The following is a 22,227-nucleotide window of genomic DNA, read 5'->3' as shown; positions in this document are numbered from 1 at the left end:
CATGAGCACAAATCAAGCAGATACTGTCTTCGTCTTGGAAAATATTGTGCGCAAATTTCCTGCGGGCGAAGCGTTTGTTACCGTTTTGAAAAACATCAATCTTACCATTAAACGTGGTGAAATGGTGGCAATTGTAGGTGCTTCCGGTTCAGGTAAATCTACCTTGATGAATATTTTAGGCTGTCTTGATCGTCCAACTTCTGGCCGTTATTGGATCTCTGGTAAAGAAATAGCTTCCCTTTCTGCGGATGAATTGTCGGCTTTGCGACGTAATCATTTTGGTTTTATTTTTCAGCGTTACCATTTGTTGAATGAATTGACAGCTCTTGGTAATGTTGAAATTCCGGCTATTTATGCGGGAAGTGCCGTGGAAGCAAGGAAACAGCGGGCACAGGATCTTTTAACACGTTTGGGCATGGGTGATCGGATAAATCATCGTCCAAATCAGCTGTCCGGTGGTCAGCAACAACGTGTTTCTATTGCTCGGGCGCTCATGAATAATGCGGAGGTCATTCTTGCAGATGAACCAACTGGTGCATTGGACAAAAAGAGTGGGCAAGAAGTATTGCATATTTTGGATGAACTTCATCAAGAGGGACGTACTATTATCATTGTAACCCATGATATGCAGGTGGCTGAAAGAGCAGAGCGTATTATCGAAATCAGTGATGGGGAAATTATTGCTGATAAGCGGTCAAGGGTTGCAAAAACAAAAGTTGGTAGAAAATCTCTTCAGGAACAACAAAATCTAAAAGGCCAACAAAAACTGGGCTTTTTTCGTTCTTTTGTTGAGCGATTCCGTGAGGCGTTTGTGATGGCTCTGTTGGCAATGAATGCACATCGCATGCGGACTTTTCTAACAATGCTTGGGGTGATTATCGGTATTGGGGCGATTATTGCTATGGTGGCTTTAGGGAATGGTACACGAGAGAAAATTCTGGAAAATTTTAAAAGTTTGGGTGCTAATACATTAACCATTTTTCCTGGCAAAAGTTTTTCTGATCCACAAGCAGAAAAAATAACCAGTTTGGTTGAAGCTGATGCAGAAGCCTTGTCTGGGTTACCTTATGTTTCTGGTGTAACACCTCAGATTTCAACAAGCTCAAAAGTGCGTTTTGGTGCAGTTGAAGTCAATGCTGTCATTGTGGGGGTGGGAGAACAATTCTTTCAGACACAGGGGCTTAAAGTTTTCAAAGGACAGTTTTTTGATCAAAAAAGTGTGCATGATCGGGCGGTTGATCTCGTGATTGAAAAAGAAGCATTGTCTGTTCTTTTTCCCCATAGCCATGAAAGCCCTCTTGGCAAAGTGGTGCATGTGGGTAATGTTCCAGCGCGTATTATTGGTGTTGTTGATTCGCAAAATCACGCAAATGGAAACACATCAAATACATTACAGCTTTATTTGCCCTATACAACAGTGCAAACGCGTTTTCTTGGTACAACAGAAGTTCGTGCAATTACTGTTAGGATTGCTGATGATGTCGATTCACATTTAGCGGAAAACATGGTGAAACGTTTTCTCATTATGCGGCATGGTGGAGAAGATTTTTTCATTAGAAATTCAGAATTCTTTCGTGAACGTATCATGGAGAGTACACATATCTTAACACTTTTAATTTCTTCAATTGCAGCGATTTCCCTGATTGTAGGTGGTATTGGGGTGATGAATATTATGCTGGTCACCGTTTCTGAGCGGATCAATGAAATTGGTGTGCGTATGGCAGTTGGTGCACGCCAAAGTGATATTTTGCAGCAGTTTCTCATTGAAGCGGTGTTGGTTTGTGTCATTGGTGGTGGTTTGGGGATCTTGCTTGGGCTTTCTATCGGTGGCTTGTTCCTTCTGTTTAAGGCACCTATCCATCTTATCTATACCATTGAATCGATCATTATGTCTCTTACTTTTTCAACCCTCATAGGAATATGTTTTGGCTTTTCTCCAGCGCGGCAAGCTTCACGGCTTGACCCTGTTGTCGCTCTTTCACGCGATTAGACTTTATCAATTTGGGCATGTTTGTTCGTGATGCTTTCCACTTGGATGAAGCGTTTATGAAGCAAAACATGAATGGGAAAAGTTTAGCATTATTTGCTGCTCTATTTTAGAAAACGCTTTGTTCGTTAAGTGGAGCGTACCACTAGAGGTGAACGTTTCTTATAGCGCACCACATCATGTGAGATGTGGTAGGCATATAAGCCTTCTTGAGGCATTAAATGTTTTGAGAATGCATGATGAATATTTTTAAATCTTTCTTGTCAAGTCTTATGGAAGTAAATCCTATTAAGGAGAAGTTAAATGGAACCCGTTAGAATGAGATTGCTTGCAGACTGAATTTTGTTAAAAATCTTCGTCTTCTGAGATATGAAGAGGAGGACAAATGAAATATATTGCGCGACGATTCTTAAGATTTAATTTAAAAAGAGGCGGGGTAGTGAATAGTATATCTGCTAACAAACAAAAGAACAAAAAAGAAGGTTGATGCCAAAAACAGCTTAAACCTCCGTTCTTCCAAAAAAATGAACTGGTATCGAGATAGCTGAGCAGTTTAAGAGGTTTCGTTTAGTCTTTTTAAGATTTTCGGAAAAGAGGTTATGTGGATTTCTCACTTTTGGTTTTGCAGAGGGTGGTGCAAATTATAGGTGTTTAGGTTTATGCAAATAAATTATGATCTTGCTCAAGTTTTAAAATGTGACCTAAGACACTGTCATTTTCTGTTCCTTTATTTGAGTAACGTAGCTTCTTTAGAATATTTTGTTTAAGGCATCGCTTTTTTCTGCCTTATCTCATGATTTTGGAGCTGAAGGATAAACAAGCCATTTGAGTTTCTAGGGTAAGGATGCCGTCAGATACTCGGTAGGGGGCGCGATCTTAAGAAATAATATCGTGAAGATGCGGATTTGATTTCATGAGTTTGGTGAGGACGACAAAAAGTTTGAGAGGCGGATCGCTTCTTATTTTGAATGATGTATGAATGAAAAGGGTTTTCATTCATTGAAAAAGAATAAGCTCATATTCAGCAGGTGTGAGATGAAGTAAGAGAACATCGTAATACCAAGCTGCAGTTATGCTGCTAAAGAACATAATGGCGCTAGTGATGAGCAATGGTATGTCTAGTTGGTATGGTATTCTCCCTCCTGCTACAAGTCCGATACAGATAAAAAAGAATTCTAAAGCCACCCGCTATAAAGTATAAGAAGCGAATAATTAGTCTACGAAAGAACAAAAGATAAAGAAATATTTTAAAAATCAATATTTTGAATATCACGACTAATATTTTGCGTATTATAGTGAAATTATATGCATGATCGTTCGTAAAATGCGCTGTTTTGTGTGTGGAGTTTCTTCCTTGGTGTCTTGTGTGTTCGCAGGTGTCGTATCCATTTCCCCCCCTCTCATTCCTAAGCTAAATCCTAAAATTATTGCGCGCTTTATTTTTTATTCTTAACAAAAGGAAAAAAATATTTTCAAAATCATCACGCCTTACCGTTTATTTCCATAGGGATATAGACATCAATAAATACATCATATGATTTGAGGGATGCTCAAAAGGATCAAAAGATTCTCTCTTGTTGATTTAATTAAGCATAGAAGAAATATCTTAAAATCAAGCAATTTTAAGTTTTTTGGGTAGAACAATGAGCATTGACGAATTGGTTTAGATTCGATAGTTGAAGGTATTTTTCATTGGGGGGAAGCATGACGCTGCAATCGCTTTTACAGACATATCGTGATGAAGCGCGTACCGAACGAGATAAAGGTACATATTTTGAGCGTTTTGCTCTTGCTTATCTAACACATGATCCTCTTCAGTCTGGGTGTTATGAAAAGGTTCAAACTTTTAAAGATTGGGCTCATGAAAATGATTGGAATGGTCATGATACTGGTATTGATCTTGTGGCAAAGCTTCGTGATGGAGGGGGTTTTGCGGCAATCCAATGTAAATTTTATGATGCAGCCTATCGAATTAAAAAAGCAGATATTGATAGTTTTATTTCGGCATCAGGGAAAGCTCCATTCAAGCGGCGTGTTATTATAGATAGTACTGAAAGTGCTTGGAGTGATAACGCTGAAACAATGATACGGGGGCAGGATATTCCTGTTATACGGATTAATCTTTCCGATATACAACAAAGTCCGATCCGTTGGGAAACTTTTGCAGCCCAGGGCAAAGTTGTTTTGGAGGATAAAAAGAAGTTGCGTCCACATCAATTGGAAGCATTGCGTGATGTGCGTGCTGGGCTTGCTCAAGCAGATCGGGGGAAGCTTATTATGGCTTGTGGGACGGGTAAGACATTTACCAGTCTTAAAATTGCTGAGGATTTGGCGGGTGAAGGCAAGTTTGTTTTGTTTCTTGTTCCTTCCTTGGCACTGATGTCACAGACGGTCCGTGAATGGACAACGGATGCAGGAATCGGATTGAGATCCTTTGCTGTTTGTTCCGATACACAAGTGGGAAAGCGTCGTAAAAACAGTGATGATGTTGCTGAAATTGATGTGTTTGATCTTGCTTTTCCGGCGACAACCGATGCTGCTAAACTTGCAGAACAGGTGGGGAAGAGTATTGCAGATAAGATGACCGTAGTGTTTGCAACCTATCAATCTATTCAGGTGGTTGCGGAAGCTCAGAAAAACTATGGTTTGCCAACATTTGATCTTATCATTTGTGATGAAGCGCATCGTACAACAGGGGCAACGCTGGTGGGAGAGGATGAATCCAATTTTGTTAAGGTGCATTCTAATGATGTTATTCGTGCCAAGAAGCGCCTTTATATGACAGCGACACCACGTATTTTTGGTGATAACGCAAAAAGTCGCGCGAATGAAGTTAATGCCGTTCTTGCTTCGATGGATGATGAAAAGCTTTTTGGTAAAACACTTTTTTATCGGGGTTTTTCATGGGCAGTACAAAATGATCTTTTAACAGATTATAAGGTTATTGTCTTAGCAATGGACGAAAAATTGGTCAGTTCCGCTGTTCAGAAGCGCCTTAGTGATAGCGATTCTGAGCTTATTCTTGATGATGCAACAAAGATTATTGGCTGTTATAAGGCTTTGACAAAACAAAATATGAAGGCTGATGTTGGTACGGATTCATATCCTATGCATCGTGCTTTAGCATTTTGTAAAACTATTAAAAGTTCTGAACTTGTGCGTGATGAGTTTTCTACGGTTGTTAGAGAATATCTTGATTATACGAAAGAGGATACAGAAAATGAGCATTTTCTGAAGTGTGAAATTGAGCATGTTGATGGCACTTTTAATGCGAAGGATCGTGGTGCATTACTTGACTGGTTGAAAGCTGATAGTGGTGAGGATGTTTGTCGTATTTTGACCAATGCTCGGTGTTTGTCTGAGGGGGTGGATGTTCCGGCTCTTGATGCGATCATGTTTTTAAATCCACGCAAAAGCCAGATTGATGTTGTGCAAGCGGTTGGGCGGGTGATGCGTCGCTCTGAAGGCAAAAAGATGGGATATGTCATTTTGCCAATTGGCATTCCTCCTGATACTCCAGTGGAACAGGCTTTGAACAACAATGATAAATATCGGGTTATCTGGCAAATTTTAAATGCTTTGCGTGCGCATGATGATCGTTTTGATGCGACGATTAATAAGGCATCCCTCGGGCAAGATATCAGCAATGTGATTGAGATTATTGGTGTCACGCAGAGCACTGAGTTACAGGCTGTTACGGCTGTTGTAGACAATCTTCCACTACGCGCACAACCAGCACGATTGGGCATTGGTATAGCGGAGCGTGATGTCCTTTTTACAGATGGACAAGGGGAGCTTGCTTTCCCTGTGGATGAGATTTCGCGTGCCATCATGGCAAAGATTGTCAAGAAATGTGGGACACGTGATTATTGGGAGGATTGGGCGAGCAATATTGCGGAAATTGCTAAGAATCATATTGCACGATTAACAGGTATTCTGGCAAAGCCAGATACTAAGGCGCGTCAAGCCTTTGACAGGTTTGTGGCAGAACTGCGTGATGATTTAAATGATGCTGTTACAGAAGCTGATGCGATTGAGATGTTGGCACAGCATATTATCACGCGTCCTGTCTTTCAGGTGTTGTTTGAAGGCTATCAGTTCACACGTGAGAACCCTGTCTCGTGTGCTATGCAACGTATGCTTGATGTGCTTGATGAGGCAAATCTTGATAAGGAATCCAAAGATCTGGAAAAATTTTACGCAAGTGTAAAATTACGCGCCAGTGGCATTACGGATCCAAAAGCCAAGCAGAGATTAATTGTAGATCTTTACGATAAATTTTTCCGTTATGCTTTTCCACGTACGGTCGAAAAATTAGGGATTGTTTATACGCCCGTTGAGGTGGTGGATTTTATTCTGAACTCTGTCAATGATGTCTTGCAAAATGAATTTGGGCAAACGCTTGGCTCATCGGGTATTCACATTATTGATCCCTTTACTGGAACGGGGACTTTTATCACGCGGCTTTTACAATCGGGTTTGATAAAACCAGAGGAGATGAAACACAAATTTTGTCATGAAATCCATGCCAATGAGATCATGCTTTTAGCCTATTATATTGCAGCTATTAATATTGAGACAACCTATCATGGTCTGATGGGGGGAGGTTATGTTCCGTTTGAGGGAATTTGTTTAACCGATACATTCCAGCTTTATGAGCAAGAAAAAGACCTGATCAGTGATTTGTTGGTGGATAACAGCACTCGTCGCTCACGCCAGAAGGAACTGGATATTCGTGTTATTGTTGGCAATCCCCCTTATTCTTCTGGACAAAAAAATGAAAACGATAATGCGCAGAATATAAGCTATCCTAAATTGGATCGTCGCATCCGTGAAACTTATGCTGCTCAGTCCAAAGCGAGCAATGTTAATGGACTTTATGACAGTTATATTCGTGCCATTCGTTGGGCAAGTGATCGCATAAAAGACTGTGGTGTTATTGGTTTTGTGACAAATGCGGGTTTTATCAGTGGATATTCTATGAATGGCTTACGAAAAGAATTGAATGAAGAATTTTCAAGTATTTATGTTTTCAATTTACGGGGTGATATTCGTAAAAATATGATGAGTAAAGGACGTGCTCAAGAAGGGCAAAATATTTTTGGAAGTGGAAGTATGACAGGAATTGCTGTGACACTGTTTGTTAAAAATCCAAATGTTTCTGAGCCTTGTAAAATTTACTATCATGATATTGGGGATAATCTCACGACAAAAGAGAAACTCTCTGAACTTAAGCGATTAGACAGTGTTGACGGTATCAAGCGTGAACACGGTTGGCAGATGATTGCACCAGATGAGCATGGCGATTGGTTAGATCAACGTAATGGTGATTTTGAAAAATTTCTAGCCTTAGGTGATAAGAAGGGCAGTGATAAAAAGCTCTTTGAAAATTTTTCTCGTGGTATACAAACGGGTCGTGATGCTTGGGCATATAATTCAAGCCGTGAATCTTTAGCAAAAAATATGCGCAATATGATTGCTTTCTATAACAGTGAAGTAGAACGTTTTAATAATGCTTATGCGCATTCTGATCGCAAGATGCGTGCAAATGCTGTGAACGATTTTGTCAATACAGATGCTAAAAAGATTAGTTGGAGTAGTAGCCTTAAAGAAGAATTAATAAGGGGAAAGGCTTTTAAATTTAAAGATACGTATATTACTCAGAGCCTTTATCGTCCTTTTACACAACAGTGGCTTTATTATAATCGTGTTTTTAATGAGAGAGTATACCAAATGCCACGTATCTTTCCTTTAGAAAAGGCGGCTGAAAATAAGGTGATACAAGTTACGGGAGTTGGAGCAAGCAGTGGATTTTCTGTTCTGATGAGTAGGGGCTTGCCTAGCTTGGATGCAATGGAGAAAGGCCAATGTTTTCCACGGTATGTTTATGAAGATGCTGTGTCCTTGGGAGCTAAAAAAGGGAATCAGGTTCATTTGTTTGCAAATTTTGCAGAGGAAAGCAAAGAAACTGGTTTAGAGCGGCGTGATGCTCTTACGGATGAAGGGTTGGCTTATTTTAAGGCAGCTTATCCTGGTGAAATGATAACAAAGGATGATTTGTTTTATTATGTTTATGGGATTTTGCATTCTGAAGATTATCGTGCTCGTTATGCGCATAATTTATCTAAACAATTGCCGCGTATTCCAACGGTCAAAAGAGTAGAAGATTTTTGGGCTTTTGTTACAGCGGGGCGCAAGCTTGGTGATTTGCATATGAATTATGAAGAGGTTGAACCCTATCCCGTTACCTATAAACAGGGTGATCCAAGAACTTGGGTGATTTCTGATGAGAAGAGTTTCTATCGTGTTGAAGCGATGAAATTTGCTGGTAAGCGTGGTGCTATTGATAAGAGCACAGTGGTTTATAATGCGCATATCACGATACAGAATATTCCTCTTGAAGCTTATGAGTATGTGGTCAATGGCAGGTCTGCTCTTGAATGGGTGATGGAGCGGCAGGTTGTCAAAACGGATAAAGCGAATGGACTTGTTAATGATGCTAATCGCTATGCTGTTGAAACGGTGGGTAATCCAGCTTATCCATTGGAATTGTTTCAACGGGTTATTACGGTAAGTTTAGAAACGATGAAAATTGTGCGCAATCTTCCAAAATTGGAAGTGAGAGAAACTGAAAGGGTTAAATTATCCATCGTGCGGTAAAATAGTCTCGAGTCGTAACAAGCTGGCACTCTCATATACTTTGCTCGTTCGTGGGTTTTGCGATAAGCCCTCGACACTTGAGACAGTCCATAAGAGGCGTGCCTTTCTTGTACAGTTTTACGCTGCGCAGGCTCTCTTCCTTTGTGATGTGCAAGTCCTATGTGATGTGCAAGAAAATGGTTTTGATTGATTCAATAGAGAGCAGATTTGAAATGAGAGAATCTGATGATATTGAGAGCTCTCATTCAAGTTGAAGCGTAATAAATTTTCATTATAAATCAATATATTGTATGTGATAAAGCACCTTAGGCAGTGAGGTCGCTAAAATTATGACGCATGAGCTTTAGCGGCAGTGATGAATATTCTCAGGCAGGGTTTTCTTGTCGAGCTTTATGTGAGTAAACCATATAAATGGGGAAGCTGAGAGGAACTTGTCCAGAGAAAGTGGATTGTTTACAAATCGTTGCTGATAGGAATCATCGTCCTTTGAGATGTTGAGAGGAAATCACAATTCTCATGAAATCTGTCCTTTGAGGTGTTCTGATATTGAAGTGAGCAGGGAGAACGCGTTAGACAAGAAGCTGAGTTATTATTGTTTACAGATCAATAGAGTTTAAAAATTTTCGTTCTTTTTTGGGGAGGAAACCAGACAAAAAGTGATCTTAGAGAGCGAAATGATTTCAAAAAAGATTGCGATAAAAAATGTAGGGTATTTGTCGCGGTGTGCGTTTTGAGCTTATTCCTATCTGTGATCTAAAATGCTCTTATGAAGATGCTTTGTAGAATGAAGAAGTAGTTACTAATATATTGATTTATAATGATAGTTTAATGTTCTCTCTGTTAAATGAGAAATCTAAGTATTATAAATTTTCTTATTTTAAATCTATTAAAATTACTTCTTTGCATGTCATATGAGGTTGGTATGTGCGTGTTTAAGAAAGGCGTAAAGCATTTCTCTTACCAATCATCCCAAGTGGCGTAAGAGCTATCGTAATACTTGGGGGTGGCAAAATATAGGGTGGGGCGGTTTGCATTTTTTATGAAGGGTAAGGCAGTGGTGTAAATAGATTTTTATGACAAGTTTGATCTTATAGCTATCTGGGAAGATTTATTTACAAGAGCTGTCTTCTATATTGGGGATGGCATTAGATAGATCACGTGTTGTGAGATATGTTTGGGATGTAAGAGATGTTTTTTGGTTAATGTGCAAGACAGTGACACGTGTATCGGGGCGTTGTGCTTTGTATGGGGGGAAGTTCTGGCGGGCTTTTATGGCGGTAATTCGTGTGGAAAGGTATGGAGAGAAGGGTAAAGCAGTCAGAGGGTAGCAAGGTTTAAAGTCACAAGAATAAAGATCAGGGAGAAAGGTCAGAAGGCGGTTCTGATATAGACTTGCAGTGTTTTAATATATTGGAATATGAGAATACGGGCTTGCTTGATCTGTTGTATTGTGCTTTCAGCTTTGCTCTTCTTCACAGGATAAGCAATGAAATGGATATCAGGCATGAGATATTTAAGTTCACGCATCGAGCGCCATATGTGGTAATCATGGGTGACGATATAAAGGGTTTTATAGTGATGCTTTTCGATCCAAGCAGCGCTTTCTTCGGCGTTTCCTCTGGTGTTAATCGCTTGATGCCCAATGTCAATACAACAGGAGATAAGCTGTGGGTTAATATGCATGTTATGCATGAAACTCTTCAGGTTTGTTGAGGTATTTACGCCACTGATGAGGAGTCGTGAACCAAGCCCCTTTTGTAAGAGATGAAGTCCTGTCTCTATTCGGTGTTCTCCACCTGTAAGCACAATGATAGCATCGGCTTTGGGAAGAGGTGTTGGGGGGACAAGTCGTTCGGTTTTTTCAGAAAAAATAATAAAACCGCCCCAGAAAATTAAAACAATGATTGAAAGAGTAAGGGTTGTCGGTGGAAAATAGCGAAATAAAAAGCAGGGAGACCAACTATTATAGTGGGGACGTTTTGGAATAGAGCGGTCTAAATTTTTTTGCATCAATGAGTTGGGGCTGTTGTAAGTCATAAAATTAAAATAAACCGTTTTCACATTGATCGATTTTTTTCAGTTGCGCTAAAATAGTCATGCGGTTGGTAAGGGTGGTGAGAAAAGAAACAAAAATAATAAGCAGAGTGATTTTGCCATAAGGAATGGAACTTATGGAAATATGTCCTAATAAAGCCGTTATTTGGCTGGCTTCTGCTCTTCCTAGGTTATAATTCGTCCAGAGACAAAAGGCTGAAAACAGAAAGATGCTTGTGAGACCACCATATAAAGCACCACGCAGCGCAGTTTTAAAAAAATGCCAGTCAAATTGGCGAGCAATGAAAAGAGTTTCAGTACCAAGGAAATATAAGACATTGATAATATGTGTATTTTCTGCCAATGCATTGCGGGTGGCAAAAATGATGGTGAGGATAAGAGAGCCTAAAACCAATGCTAAAATTGAAAAACCAATGAAAACAGTGGTGTGTGCCATGGTCGCAAAACGATGAACCCAAACACGGTGATCATCAAATTGACCTCCTGGAATTTGGGTTTTAATGGCGTGATTAATGGCTGCAAAATTGATTTTTTCATTTCTCTTCAGGGTCACAATGATGAGGCGGGGAAGGGGTAGTTCATTGACATTGAAGCCTGTTCCAAGCCATGGCTCCAGTAACTTTTCAGTGGCTTTTTGGTCAACAATTTTTGCATCTTGTACACCAGAAAAGGTTTTAACCAATTGTACGGCATCACGGAGTGCTTTGTTGATATCAACATTGTCAATGGGGCGTATCTGTATTGTTGCTTCATAGCTAATCTGATTACTCCAATTTTCGGCGGCACGTTGGACCAAATCAACTCCGATTAAGGTGAGGCTTGAAAGAAATGTCATAATAGCAATCACGGCAACCAATGCTTTTCCAGAAATATTACCACTGGGAATAATCGCTGTTGTATTTTTTTTATTGCTGGTAAAAACGGAGAAAAATTTATTCATGAATCGTCATCCGTCCGTTATAGAGAAGCATACGCCGTGCTGCAACTTGTTCCATTAAGGCAATATCATGGGTGGCAATGATAACAGCCGTTCCAAAACGGTTTAATTCAATAAACAAACGCAGGAGGCGTTTTGCCAAGGGCGGATCGACATTTCCGGTGGGTTCATCGGCAAGTAGAATTTCAGGTTGATCAATGAGTGCGCGTGCAATGGCTACCCTTTGTTTTTCCCCACCGGAAAGAACTGGTGGTAAAACATGAATATGATCTCCAAGACCTACCCAACAGAGAAGATCTTCCACTTCACTGCGATAGGTTGCTTCTTCTTGTCCTTTAATGCGTAAAGGTAAGGAAACATTTTCATAAGTGGTCATGTGGTCGAGTAAACGAAAATCTTGAAAAACCACCCCGATACGTTGTCGCAGCGCAGGGAGCTCTTGTCGTTTGAGTAATGCTGTGTCTGTTCCAAAGAGATCAATATGACCGCGGGTGGGTTTGAGTGCTAAAAACATAAGACGCATCAGCGACGTTTTCCCTGCTCCAGAGGCACCTGTGAGAAATTGAAATGATCCAGGAGGAATATGAAAGCTAATATCACGAAGGACCTCAGGGCCCATTCCATAGCGTAGGCCGACATTTTCAAAATGAATCACTTTTTATTATTACTCCTGATTTTATATTGCATCATTTATTCTAATAACTCTTACTTTCATTGCTTTAGATTTTTGTTGTAAGCTTGTTTATTTTAGATTTCATGGTTTTCAATATTTTTTATACACCCTCGTTATAGATAAATATTTTTGCTCAAGAATATTATCACTTATACTTTCTTTTTTTAGCCTTATTTATGATTTTAGCAGGAATTTCAAAGGGATTCTAGCATAAACATCAGAACTATTTTTCCTTCTTACTCAGAGGCTTTTTTTGCATTGAGTGGACATTAGGTGATTTTAAAAAGCTATGTTGCTCTTTTTATCTTACTTTCTTATTCTTGTTCGTATCCCAATCCTGAGGTTTTTGCTTAAATTATTTCTTACCTCTCATGAAGAAAAGCGTTTGTTGTTAGAATGATTGAGCTTTTCATGAATTGTTTTGTTTTTTATTCTCCTCGGTGGTTTTCGTAATAATGCTGAGATAATTTTAGCAAAAAAAACAAAAACCACCGTATGTTATATTTCTTCGTGGGTTCTTTAATTTTGTCGGTTAGCAATCAGATCTTCAACAACTTGTGGTTCGGCAAGAGTTGAGATATCTCCGAGAGTATCAAAATCGTTTTCGGCGATTTTTCGTAAAATACGTCTCATAATTTTTCCTGATCGCGTTTTGGGAAGCTGTGGGGAAAATTGAATTTTATCCAATATGGCAATAGAACCTATTTCTTGTCTTACATGTTTAATAAGCTCTTTTTGTAACTCTTCACTTGGCGCTGTCCCTTCCATTAAGGTGATAAAACTATAAATTCCTTGTCCTTTAATGGGATGCGGGTAACCCACAATAGCTGCTTCTGATACAGCGGGATGAGAAACAAGGGCTGATTCAATTTCAGCAGTTCCTAACCTGTGTCCCGAGACATTGAGAATGTCATCAACCCGCCCTGTAATCCAGTAATAGCCGTCACTATCGCGCCTACAACCATCGCCTGTAAAATATCTTCCTTTATAGGAGGAAAAATAAGTTTGAATAAAGCGCTCATGATCTTTATAAAGCGTGCGCATTTGTCCTGGCCATGAATCACTGATACAAAGATTGCCTTCTGCTTCACCTTCTAAAATATTGCCTTGGGCATCAACAATTTGGGGTTGAACACCAAAAAAAGGACGTGTGGCTGATCCTGCTTTGAGGGGGGTTGCACCAGGTAAGGGCGTGATCATATGCCCTCCTGTTTCCGTTTGCCACCATGTATCGAGAATCGGACAACGGTCATTTCCAATTATATGATAAAACCATTCCCATGCTTCTGGGTTAATCGGTTCGCCTACCGTGCCTAAAAGACGCAACGACGTTCTGTCTGAGTGTTCAACAAACGAATTTCCTGCTCCCATTAAGGCGCGGATAGCTGTTGGTGCGGTATAGAGTGTATTGACTTGATGCTTGTCGACAATTTGCCAAAATCTTCCTTTGTCAGGAAAGGTTGGTGTGCCTTCAAACATTAAAGTGGTCGCACCATTGCATAAAGGTCCATAAACCAAGTAAGAATGACCGGTAATCCAACCAATATCAGCTGTACACCAGTAAACTTCATCGGGGTGGTAATCAAAAACGTATTGATGTGTCATCGCGGCAAAAACAAGATAGCCTGCTGTGGTATGCAAAACACCTTTGGGTTTGCCGGTTGAGCCTGAAGTATAAAGAATAAAAAGCGGATCTTCAGCGTTCATTGGTTCTGGTGGACAAGCTGTTTTGGCATGAGCTATCTCTTCGTGGTACCAAAAATCACGTCCCTCTATCCATTGAATGGGTCCACAAGTCCGCCGTATAACCATGACTTGGTCCACATGCACGTTTTGGCGCGCTGCTATCTCAATAGCATGGTCAACGTTGTCTTTTAAGTTAATCCGTTTGCCGCCACGCAAGCCGTGATCAGCGGTAATCATAAAGGTTGATTCACAGTCAACAAGGCGTCCTGCTATTGCTTCAGCAGAAAAGCCTGCAAAAATAACCGAATGAATGGCTCCAATGCGAGCACAAGCAAGCATAGCATAGGCTGCTTCGGGAATCATAGGAAGATAAATGGTTACTTTATCGCCTTTCTTAATGCCACGACTTTTCAAAAGATTAGCAAAACGACAAACATGTTCATAAAGCTCGTTATAGGTTATTTTTTTATCATGATAAGGATTATCTCCTTCCCAAATGAGCGCGATTTTGTCTCCATGGATTTTCAGGTGGCGATCAATGCAATTATAGGTAACATTTGTTATCCCATCTTCGTACCATTGAATGGAGACATCTCCGTTAAAAGAAGTGTTTTTTACTTTTGTAAAAGGTTTAAACCATTCAATGCGTTTACCGTGTTTTGCCCAGAAGCTTTCTGGATCATTGATGCTTTCTCGATACCATTGTTGATAAGTTTCTTCATCAAGTAAAGTATTTTTTTTGATCTCTTCTGATATTGGATAAATTTTTTCAGTCATGTTTCCCTCTTTTTATTGTTTGGAAAAATCTGCCGCTGTATTTTTGTATGGTTATATTTGTGGCAGAGTTTTCCCAAAAGCTTTTCATTGTGAGGTTAGACTAAATGACAAAGATTAGAATAGTCAATTTTTAAATCTGATGTGATGATATTAAAGAGGGTATTCTATGTTTTTAGGATACTCAAATATAGCAAAACCTATTGCGGTATAGAGCTCTTTATAAACACACTAAGACATTTAAAAAATGTCTATTATAAAATATTTCTCAAAAGTTGATATAAACCAATATCGTTAAATAAAAGACTAACAAGAAAGAATATTGAGCTTATTAATAATGATTTTTTTAGAGAATCTTTCCAACTATAATAAATAAACTTATAATAAAAAATATATATTAAACCAGAAAAAAACGTTGCTATAAGCGATTCAATAATTTTATGAGTAAAATCTGTCATTGTAAATCATAATCACTCATTAATAGCACCATCGCTACTTTATTCAGTGTACTTGGAACTCATCAAATAAAGATTAATATAAACTAAAATATCTACGCAAAAAATTAGAAATAAAGAACATAATAAATGACGATAATGCCATTATAATAGACAATCTCCAACCTACGCCATTGAATATTTTAAAAGAAATGGCAATTATAGGAGTAATTATAATTAACATGCAAAACATTCTTACAACTTCATAATGAATATCCATTATAACAAAATCCTAGTTATAGTAATGAGATTAATAAATACTTATGAAAAAATTTGTTCAGTATACTCGAAACTCATCCGATAAATAATTAATATAAACCGAAGTATCTACATAAACTATCAGAAATAATGAACAGAATTACTGTATATAATGTTGATTTTATAGATAGTTTCCAACTGTAGCCACCAATTTTTTTTAAACCAATAGTATATATAGGGATGAATACAATGAGAATGCAAAACAGTCTTATGATTTCATAAAGAATATTCATTATAACAAAATCCTGATTATAAGATGTGATTCACAATAGATATCTCCGAAAACTATTTTATCCACAGATGTAGATATTTAATTTTGGTATATTCTTTCGAATATATTTACAGAATTATTTATCTTCAGAGATATCTTTGTAGCTACTTTTTATAAATTAGAACCAACAATTCCAAGCTGACTGTCCAAAGCCATAAATAGCACCTCCAATGAGCCCCCCTCCCAAACCTACAGTTCCACCTGTAAGAGCACCTCCTAGTCCTCCAAACAGAGCTCCCCCTGCTGCTCCTGTTAGCCCTCCCTGAGCTCCTAGTGTAGAGGCGTGTGAAATCATGTTATTAGCAAAACCATTAAAGCTACATGCATTTCCATGAGTATGTTTTGATATTCCATGAAAAGGTCTTGAATTGTGCGAATGACCAAAAGAAGGCTTTGTCGCCATATGACCGAATGTGTTGAATGAACCAAACATATTAATTCTCCTTAATTATCTACATTAAAAGTAGTATCACAATGATACATTTCAAATGGCTATCACGTATTTTTAGAGAAATGTCAAAGATAAACTTTAAAAATAACAATAAAAATACTGTATAAATAATAACTATATTATGTATATAATGAAATATTATTATTTATAATATAACAATATTATTTGCAATATTTTAAAATATAAGAAAAATCACCATATTTTTCCTTAATTAAAGTTTAAATTTAGAAAAATTGCGTATATGAAAAAAATTGGTGTTTTTCTCTTTGTTTATGAGAACGATAAAGAAATATCGTTATTGAAATCGGTTTCATTGCCATTGTTTTGCCTGCATGTATTATGCGCATATGCTTGGGATTAGTTCTTTTATTTTTCAGGCGAATATTGACCGTATTTTATGCTTTGTAGAGCATAGAAAGCCTCTATGCTATCGTTGGACCTTATAGATTGCTATTCATGTTGTTTAGCGCGGTTCTTGGTGCTCTATTGAGCATTTAAGATGTTTATTTTGCTCAAGTGGCTTACATGAAAGAGTTTTGTTACTGTATTATGCAGCCATAAGCCTCTTTTTGCCTGCTTTACGCCATTTGCATGTGGGGAAATTGTTTACGCGTGTTAGAGAAGTTTAAGAGAATTCATGATTTTTAATGGAAATCATTGCGATAATCGTATTGAATATTCTTTTGCAATTATTTATTTCGCGATAGTTTTTTCATTCATGCGCAACGCCTCTCTTATCATTTTGCCTTTATATAAGGATTTATTTTTTACGTTGCTTTTGCTGGAGAGGCGGTCAGAGGGGAGGTGAAGTAGAACCAATGTGCGAGAATATGAGAGCCAAATTGCAATGCTATCTTAAATCTATTGTACGTGTTGTGGATGTGCCGGTGAGAATTTTGAGAAGACCAGCTTTTTTGCTTATTTTGCTAACAGGATGAAAGAGGGACTGAAATCTTTTTTGCTAGAATTGCTCTTTTATTGATATTGAAGGAAATATTTTTTCTCATTTCTGCTGTTTTTGGCTTGTTCGTAGAATCTTCAATGGGAATTTATATGAAGGGGGGAATGAATTTATATGAGGGGAAATTGCTTTACACAGGGCGTTTTCCAAATAAAGCAGAGCCAATGCGAAGGACGTTAGAGCCAAACTGTAGAGCGGTTTTGAAGTCACTGGACATACCCATGGAAAGCTTTGAAAGACCTGCTTGTTTTGCTAATTTTGCTAAGAGCGCGAAATAGGGTCCGGGGTTTTCATCGACAGGGGGGATGCCCATAAGACCGATGATATCAAGTCCATAGTTGTTTTTGCATTGGTTGACAAAAGATGTCGCTTCTTGCGGTGAGATACCACTTTTTTGCGGTTCTAAGCCAATGTTAACCTGAACATAGCAAGGAAGATGCCTTTTTTGTTTTTGCATTTCTTCGGATAAAATTTTGGCTATTTTTTCACGATCAACCGTTTGAATGACATCAAAAATTTTGATAGCTTCGGCGGCTTTATTTGATTGTAGGGGACCGATGAGATGAAGTTTAATATTTTCAAATTGTTGACGTAAAGCAGTCCATTTTTGTGCCGCTTCTTGTACGCGGTTTTCTGCAAACAAAGATTGTCCTGCTTGCAAAAGGGGTCGTATATCAGCGGCAGAAACAGTTTTTGAAACAGCGATAAGTTCAATTTCTTCTACAGGGCGTTGTAACTCTTGGCATATTGCTGCAATGTCTTTTTGAAGGTTTTGCCATGCTTCAATGGAAGGGGTATCGAGGGGCGTTTGTGTATTCATGTTTTTGTGCTTTACCGTTTTTGTTCAAGAGTTGGTCGTTTTTTTAAAAGTTTTATAAAATACTTAGGGAAATATTTCACGAAAATGTTGACGATGAGGTTAATCCATGGTCAAGCATAATAAAACAAGTTTTTGGTTCTGTTTTATTAAAAGAGTATAATGGGAATGACGATTGAACATTATAATATAGGCGAACGCTATAATCCACGTGCGAGAGAAAAAAAATGGCAAGAAATTTGGGATGAAAAGAAAATTTTTCAGACTCTTCAAGAAGATGCTCGTGAAAAATATTATGTTTTAGAAATGTTTCCTTATCCTTCTGGCCGTATTCACATGGGGCATGTGCGCAATTATGCCATGGGGGATGTGGTGGCACGCTATAAAAGGGCAAAGGGTTTTAATGTGCTTCATCCTATGGGCTGGGATGCTTTTGGTATGCCGGCTGAAAATGCTGCTCTGCAAAGTAAAGTGCATCCTAAAACTTGGACCTATCAAAATATTGCGGTCATGCGCGGGCAATTAAAACAATTAGGACTCTCATTAGATTGGGCGCGTGAATTTGCAACTTGTGATGTGGAATATTACCACCGCCAACAAATGTTGTTCCTTGATTTCTATCAAAAGGGGTTGGTAGCACGTAAAGTGGCTAAGGTGAATTGGGATCCTGTTGACCACACCGTTTTGGCCAATGAACAGGTTGTTGATGGGCGGGGATGGCGTTCTGGTGCGTTGGTGGAACAGCGTGAATTGACGCAGTGGTTTTTCAAAATTAGTGACTTTAGTGAAGAGCTCTTGGCTGGGCTTGAAGAGCTGGAGCAGTGGCCTGAAAAAGTTCGCACCATGCAAAAAAATTGGATTGGAAAATCGCAAGGTTTACTGATTCGTTGGGCTTTAAAGGCAACAAGTGGTGTTGATGATGTTTGTGAGACATTTGATGAGGTTGTTTGTTATTCAACACGTCCTGATACACTTTTTGGCGCTTCTTTTTTAGCTCTGTCTGTTGACCATCCCATTGCACAAGCTTTGGCAAAGAAAGATAAAGCGTTGAGTGCTTTTATCGAAAACTGTCGGTGTGGTGGAACGACAACGGCAGCACTTGAAACAGCTGAAAAACAAGGATTTCTCACGCCCCTTTTGGCAGTTCATCCTTTTGATTCAACAGTACATATTCCCGTTTATATCGCGAATTTTGTGCTTATGGATTATGGAACAGGGGTTGTTTTTGGTTGTCCGGCTCATGATCAGAGAGATTTCGATTTTGCGCGCAAATATGATCTTCCAATAAAACCAGTGGTTTTGCCAAAAGGAGAGCAAGCAGAAGATTTTGTTATTACTGAAACACCTTATACGGGTGATGGGGTGATGATCAACTCCAGCTTTTTGGATGGTTTAACACCCCAACAAGCTTTTGAAGAAGCTGCTAAAAAGCTTGAAAAACAAATGCTCAATGGGCAACCGCAAGGGAAGAAAACAGTGCAATTTCGTTTGCGTGATTGGGGGATTTCACGTCAACGTTATTGGGGGTGCCCCATTCCGATGATCCATTGTACAACTTGTGGGGTTGTCCCTGTTCCACGTGCTAATTTACCGGTTGTGTTGCCTGATGATGTTACTTTTGATCAACCAGGAAATCCTCTTGCACGGCATGAAACATGGCAAAATGTTACTTGTCCTTCCTGTGGTCAACCGGCCAAACGCGAAACCGATACCATGGACACATTTGTTGACTCTTCTTGGTATTATGCACGCTTTACGGCTCCTTTTGCGCAGGAACCTGTTGATAAACAAGCAACAGCTGAATGGTTGCCTGTGCAACAATATATTGGTGGAATTGAGCACGCGATTTTGCATCTTCTTTATGCGCGCTTTTTTATGCGTGCTATGAAATTGGTCGGTCATGTGACGGTAGATGAGCCTTTTAAGGGGCTTTTTACCCAAGGGATGGTGGTGCATGAAACCTATCGAGATGATCAAGGGTGGGTTTCTCCAGCGGATATTTCCATTGTTGAAAAAGATGGAAAGCGGTGTGCTTATAAATTAACCGATCAAAGTGAAGTGACAATTGGTTCGATTGAGAAAATGTCAAAATCAAAAAAGAATGTCGTTGATCCTGATGATATTATCGCATCCTATGGCGCTGATACTGTGCGCTGGTTTGTGTTGTCAGATTCTCCCCCCGAGCGGGATGTCATTTGGACAGAATCTGGTGTTGAAGGTGCACATCGCTTTGTACAGCGTGTTTGGCGCCATGTAGCTGTGAGTGCTTCTATTTTAAAGGATGTGGCGCCTTGTGCAGGGCATCAGGGAGCAGCTTTGGAACTCTCAAAGGTTGCACATCGCACGCTTTGCGCTGTAGAAGATGATTTGGAAAAATTCGCTTTTAATCGGGCTATTGCACGCCTTTATGAATTCTTGAATATTATGGCGCCGTTGTTAAATAGGATAGAAAGTGTTGACGATGAAATGAAAGCTTCTTTACGTCAAGCCATGGATTTTTTTCTTGCTATGATTGCACCAATGATGCCCCATTTAGCAGAAGAATGTCATGCTGCTTTAGGGGGGGAAAAATTAATATCTGCGCTTGCTTGGCCTGTTTATGATCGTGCGTTAACCGTTGCGGAATGCTATACTTTGCCGGTACAAATTAATGGTAAAAAACGTGGTGAGGTAACTATTGCAGCAACTGCTGATGAGGTGATGATTAAAGAAGCGGTTTTGGCTTTAGATTTTGTAAAGGCACAGCTGGTTGAAAAGCCTGTGAAAAAAATCATTATTGTTCCACAAAGGATTGTGAATGTCGTTCTTTAAAAGTTTTCTGCTTGTTGTTTTAGCTTGTGTCTTTACACTGTTGTGTGGATGCAAAGTTGAACCGCTTTACCGTCAAGAGTTGCAGAGTGCAATGACAATGAATTCTGCTTCTGGGCACTCTTCTGAACAATTTTCTTTGGGGTTAGCGCAAAAGCTTGCTTCTATTGTTGTGGAAGAACCTTCGGATCGTTTTGGTCAAATGGTGCGCAATCATCTGCTGTTTCTTTTGTATGGAAATGGTGGTAAACCTTCTCTACCTGCTTATCGATTGGCATTGCAGATATCCGTCTTTACAAGAGAATCGATGCAGATAGAGGTTGATTTCGAGAAAAAGAGAAAGGGACGACCTTCTGTTGGAACTGTTATGAGCAGAGCTTCTTATACTTTGCAGGATATGAAAAATACTCTTGTTGCAAAAGGAACAGCAATGATGAATGCATCTTTTGAGCGACTTCGTCAAGAATATGCAACGCTGCAAGCAGAAGAAGATGCAAAAAAACGTGTTGCGGAAGAGTTGGCTGAACAGATCTTTTTGTTACTTTCAAAAGATCTTTCCAATAAAAATTCTAGATATTAAGCAATATTTTGTCCTGTTTTTTTCCAGTCGTCGAGGAATATTTGCAACCCTTTGTCGGTGAGAGGGTGTTTGACCAGTGCTTTTAAGATTGTTGGTGGAACTGTTGCAACGTCAGCACCTCTGAGTGCTGCTTCTTTGACATGATTAACGGTGCGGATTGAAGCGGCCAAGATTTGTGTTTCAAAGTTATAGTTATCATAAATTGTGCGAATTTCATGAAGCAGTTCACTTCCATCATTTCCACAATCATCCAGTCTACCAATAAAAGGCGAAACAAATGTCGCACCTGCTTTGGCGGCTAATAAGGCTTGATTGGCAGAAAAACAAAGTGTGAGATTTGTTTTTAGTCCTTCTTTTGTGAGGGCTTTACAGGCTTTTAATCCATCGAGTGTTAAAGGAAGCTTGATACAAATATTGTCGGCAACCTTTGCTAAAACAGCTGCTTCTTTCATGATGCTTTCAAATTCCGTTGCTGCAACTTCAGCAGAAACAGGTCCGCTAACGAGAGCACAAATTTCTTTTGTAACATCAAGAATATTGCGTCCTGATTTTAGGATAAGAGAGGGATTGGTGGTAACACCATCAACAAGGCTTAAATTCTGTAACTCTTGAATTTCTTCGATATTGGCGCTATCCACAAAAAACTTCATATCTAACCTCTTCTTTTTAGCTTTTATCTTATTTTTTGTTATGCGCTATTGTTGACTGTAAAAGCAAGAGAAAGAATTAATATCTGTGTAAAGAACAAGAATGCTATGGTGTTAATCATGTACCCGTTTTCGGTAAAGAAATATGATTTATCGTTTCCACACCCA

Annotated in this window: 11 protein-coding genes; 4 read left to right on the top strand and 7 right to left on the bottom strand. The window is 39.1% G+C overall.

The genetic code is table 11. The annotated features are described in order from the left end of the window. Position 1: 1 nt before the first annotated feature. Positions 2-1,990 carry a MacB family efflux pump subunit gene (locus ACFINO_RS03505; RefSeq protein ID WP_375655060.1) on the top strand — a complete coding sequence of 663 codons (1,989 nt, stop codon included), beginning with the start codon at positions 2-4 and terminating at the stop codon, positions 1,988-1,990. Between the two features lie 1,701 nt (positions 1,991-3,691). Beyond that, positions 3,692-8,647, top strand: coding sequence for a DEAD/DEAH box helicase (locus tag ACFINO_RS03500; protein ID WP_375655059.1), 4,956 nt, complete (start codon positions 3,692-3,694; stop codon positions 8,645-8,647). 1,368 nt (positions 8,648-10,015) lie between these two features. Here the strand turns inward: ACFINO_RS03500 and ACFINO_RS03495 are convergent. The 6 genes from ACFINO_RS03495 to ACFINO_RS03470 all read right to left on the bottom strand — a co-directional run bounded on the left by ACFINO_RS03495 (position 10,016) and on the right by ACFINO_RS03470 (position 18,027). Beyond that, positions 10,016-10,684 (bottom strand): YdcF family protein, encoded by a 669-nt coding sequence (locus ACFINO_RS03495; RefSeq protein WP_375655058.1) that lies wholly within the window; start codon positions 10,682-10,684, stop codon positions 10,016-10,018. Positions 10,685-10,688: 4 nt separating this feature from the next. After that, the gene (locus tag ACFINO_RS03490) at positions 10,689-11,642 is read right to left on the bottom strand and encodes a cell division protein FtsX (protein ID WP_375655057.1); all 954 of its coding nucleotides are present in this window, start codon (positions 11,640-11,642) and stop codon (positions 10,689-10,691) included. Next, positions 11,635-12,294 carry a cell division ATP-binding protein FtsE gene (ftsE, locus tag ACFINO_RS03485; RefSeq protein ID WP_375655056.1) on the bottom strand — a complete coding sequence of 220 codons (660 nt, stop codon included), beginning with the start codon at positions 12,292-12,294 and terminating at the stop codon, positions 11,635-11,637. Before ftsE ends, ACFINO_RS03490 begins: the two co-directional genes overlap by 8 nt. A gap of 537 nt (positions 12,295-12,831) precedes the next feature. Then, positions 12,832-14,775, bottom strand: coding sequence for an acetate--CoA ligase (gene acs / locus ACFINO_RS03480; RefSeq protein ID WP_375655055.1), 1,944 nt, complete (start codon positions 14,773-14,775; stop codon positions 12,832-12,834). A 1,138-nt stretch (positions 14,776-15,913) separates the two neighbouring features. Next, positions 15,914-16,228, bottom strand: a complete 315-nt coding sequence (locus tag ACFINO_RS03475; RefSeq protein ID WP_375633465.1) for a hypothetical protein — start codon at positions 16,226-16,228, stop codon at positions 15,914-15,916. A 1,109-nt stretch (positions 16,229-17,337) separates the two neighbouring features. Beyond that, positions 17,338-18,027 carry a YggS family pyridoxal phosphate-dependent enzyme gene (locus ACFINO_RS03470; protein ID WP_375633464.1) on the bottom strand — a complete coding sequence of 230 codons (690 nt, stop codon included), beginning with the start codon at positions 18,025-18,027 and terminating at the stop codon, positions 17,338-17,340. Between the two features lie 165 nt (positions 18,028-18,192). Between ACFINO_RS03470 and leuS the strand changes: the two genes are divergently transcribed. Then, positions 18,193-20,835 (top strand): leucine--tRNA ligase, encoded by a 2,643-nt coding sequence (gene leuS / locus ACFINO_RS03465; protein ID WP_375655054.1) that lies wholly within the window; start codon positions 18,193-18,195, stop codon positions 20,833-20,835. Next, positions 20,822-21,412 carry an LPS assembly lipoprotein LptE gene (gene lptE, locus ACFINO_RS03460; RefSeq protein ID WP_375633462.1) on the top strand — a complete coding sequence of 197 codons (591 nt, stop codon included), beginning with the start codon at positions 20,822-20,824 and terminating at the stop codon, positions 21,410-21,412. Before leuS ends, lptE begins: the two co-directional genes overlap by 14 nt. On the opposite strand, the gene fsa is transcribed toward lptE, so the two are convergent. Further along, the gene (gene fsa, locus ACFINO_RS03455; RefSeq protein WP_375655053.1) at positions 21,409-22,062 is read right to left on the bottom strand and encodes a fructose-6-phosphate aldolase; all 654 of its coding nucleotides are present in this window, start codon (positions 22,060-22,062) and stop codon (positions 21,409-21,411) included. The two genes, lptE and fsa, sit on opposite strands and share 4 nt — an antisense overlap. Positions 22,063-22,227 lie beyond the last annotated feature (165 nt).

The organism is Bartonella sp. AA83SXKL (genome assembly GCF_042196965.1).
In the GTDB taxonomy this organism is placed as follows: domain Bacteria; phylum Pseudomonadota; class Alphaproteobacteria; order Rhizobiales; family Rhizobiaceae; genus Bartonella.
Note: the sequence above shows the minus strand (reverse complement) of the source record. Positions and strands in the feature narration are given on the sequence as shown.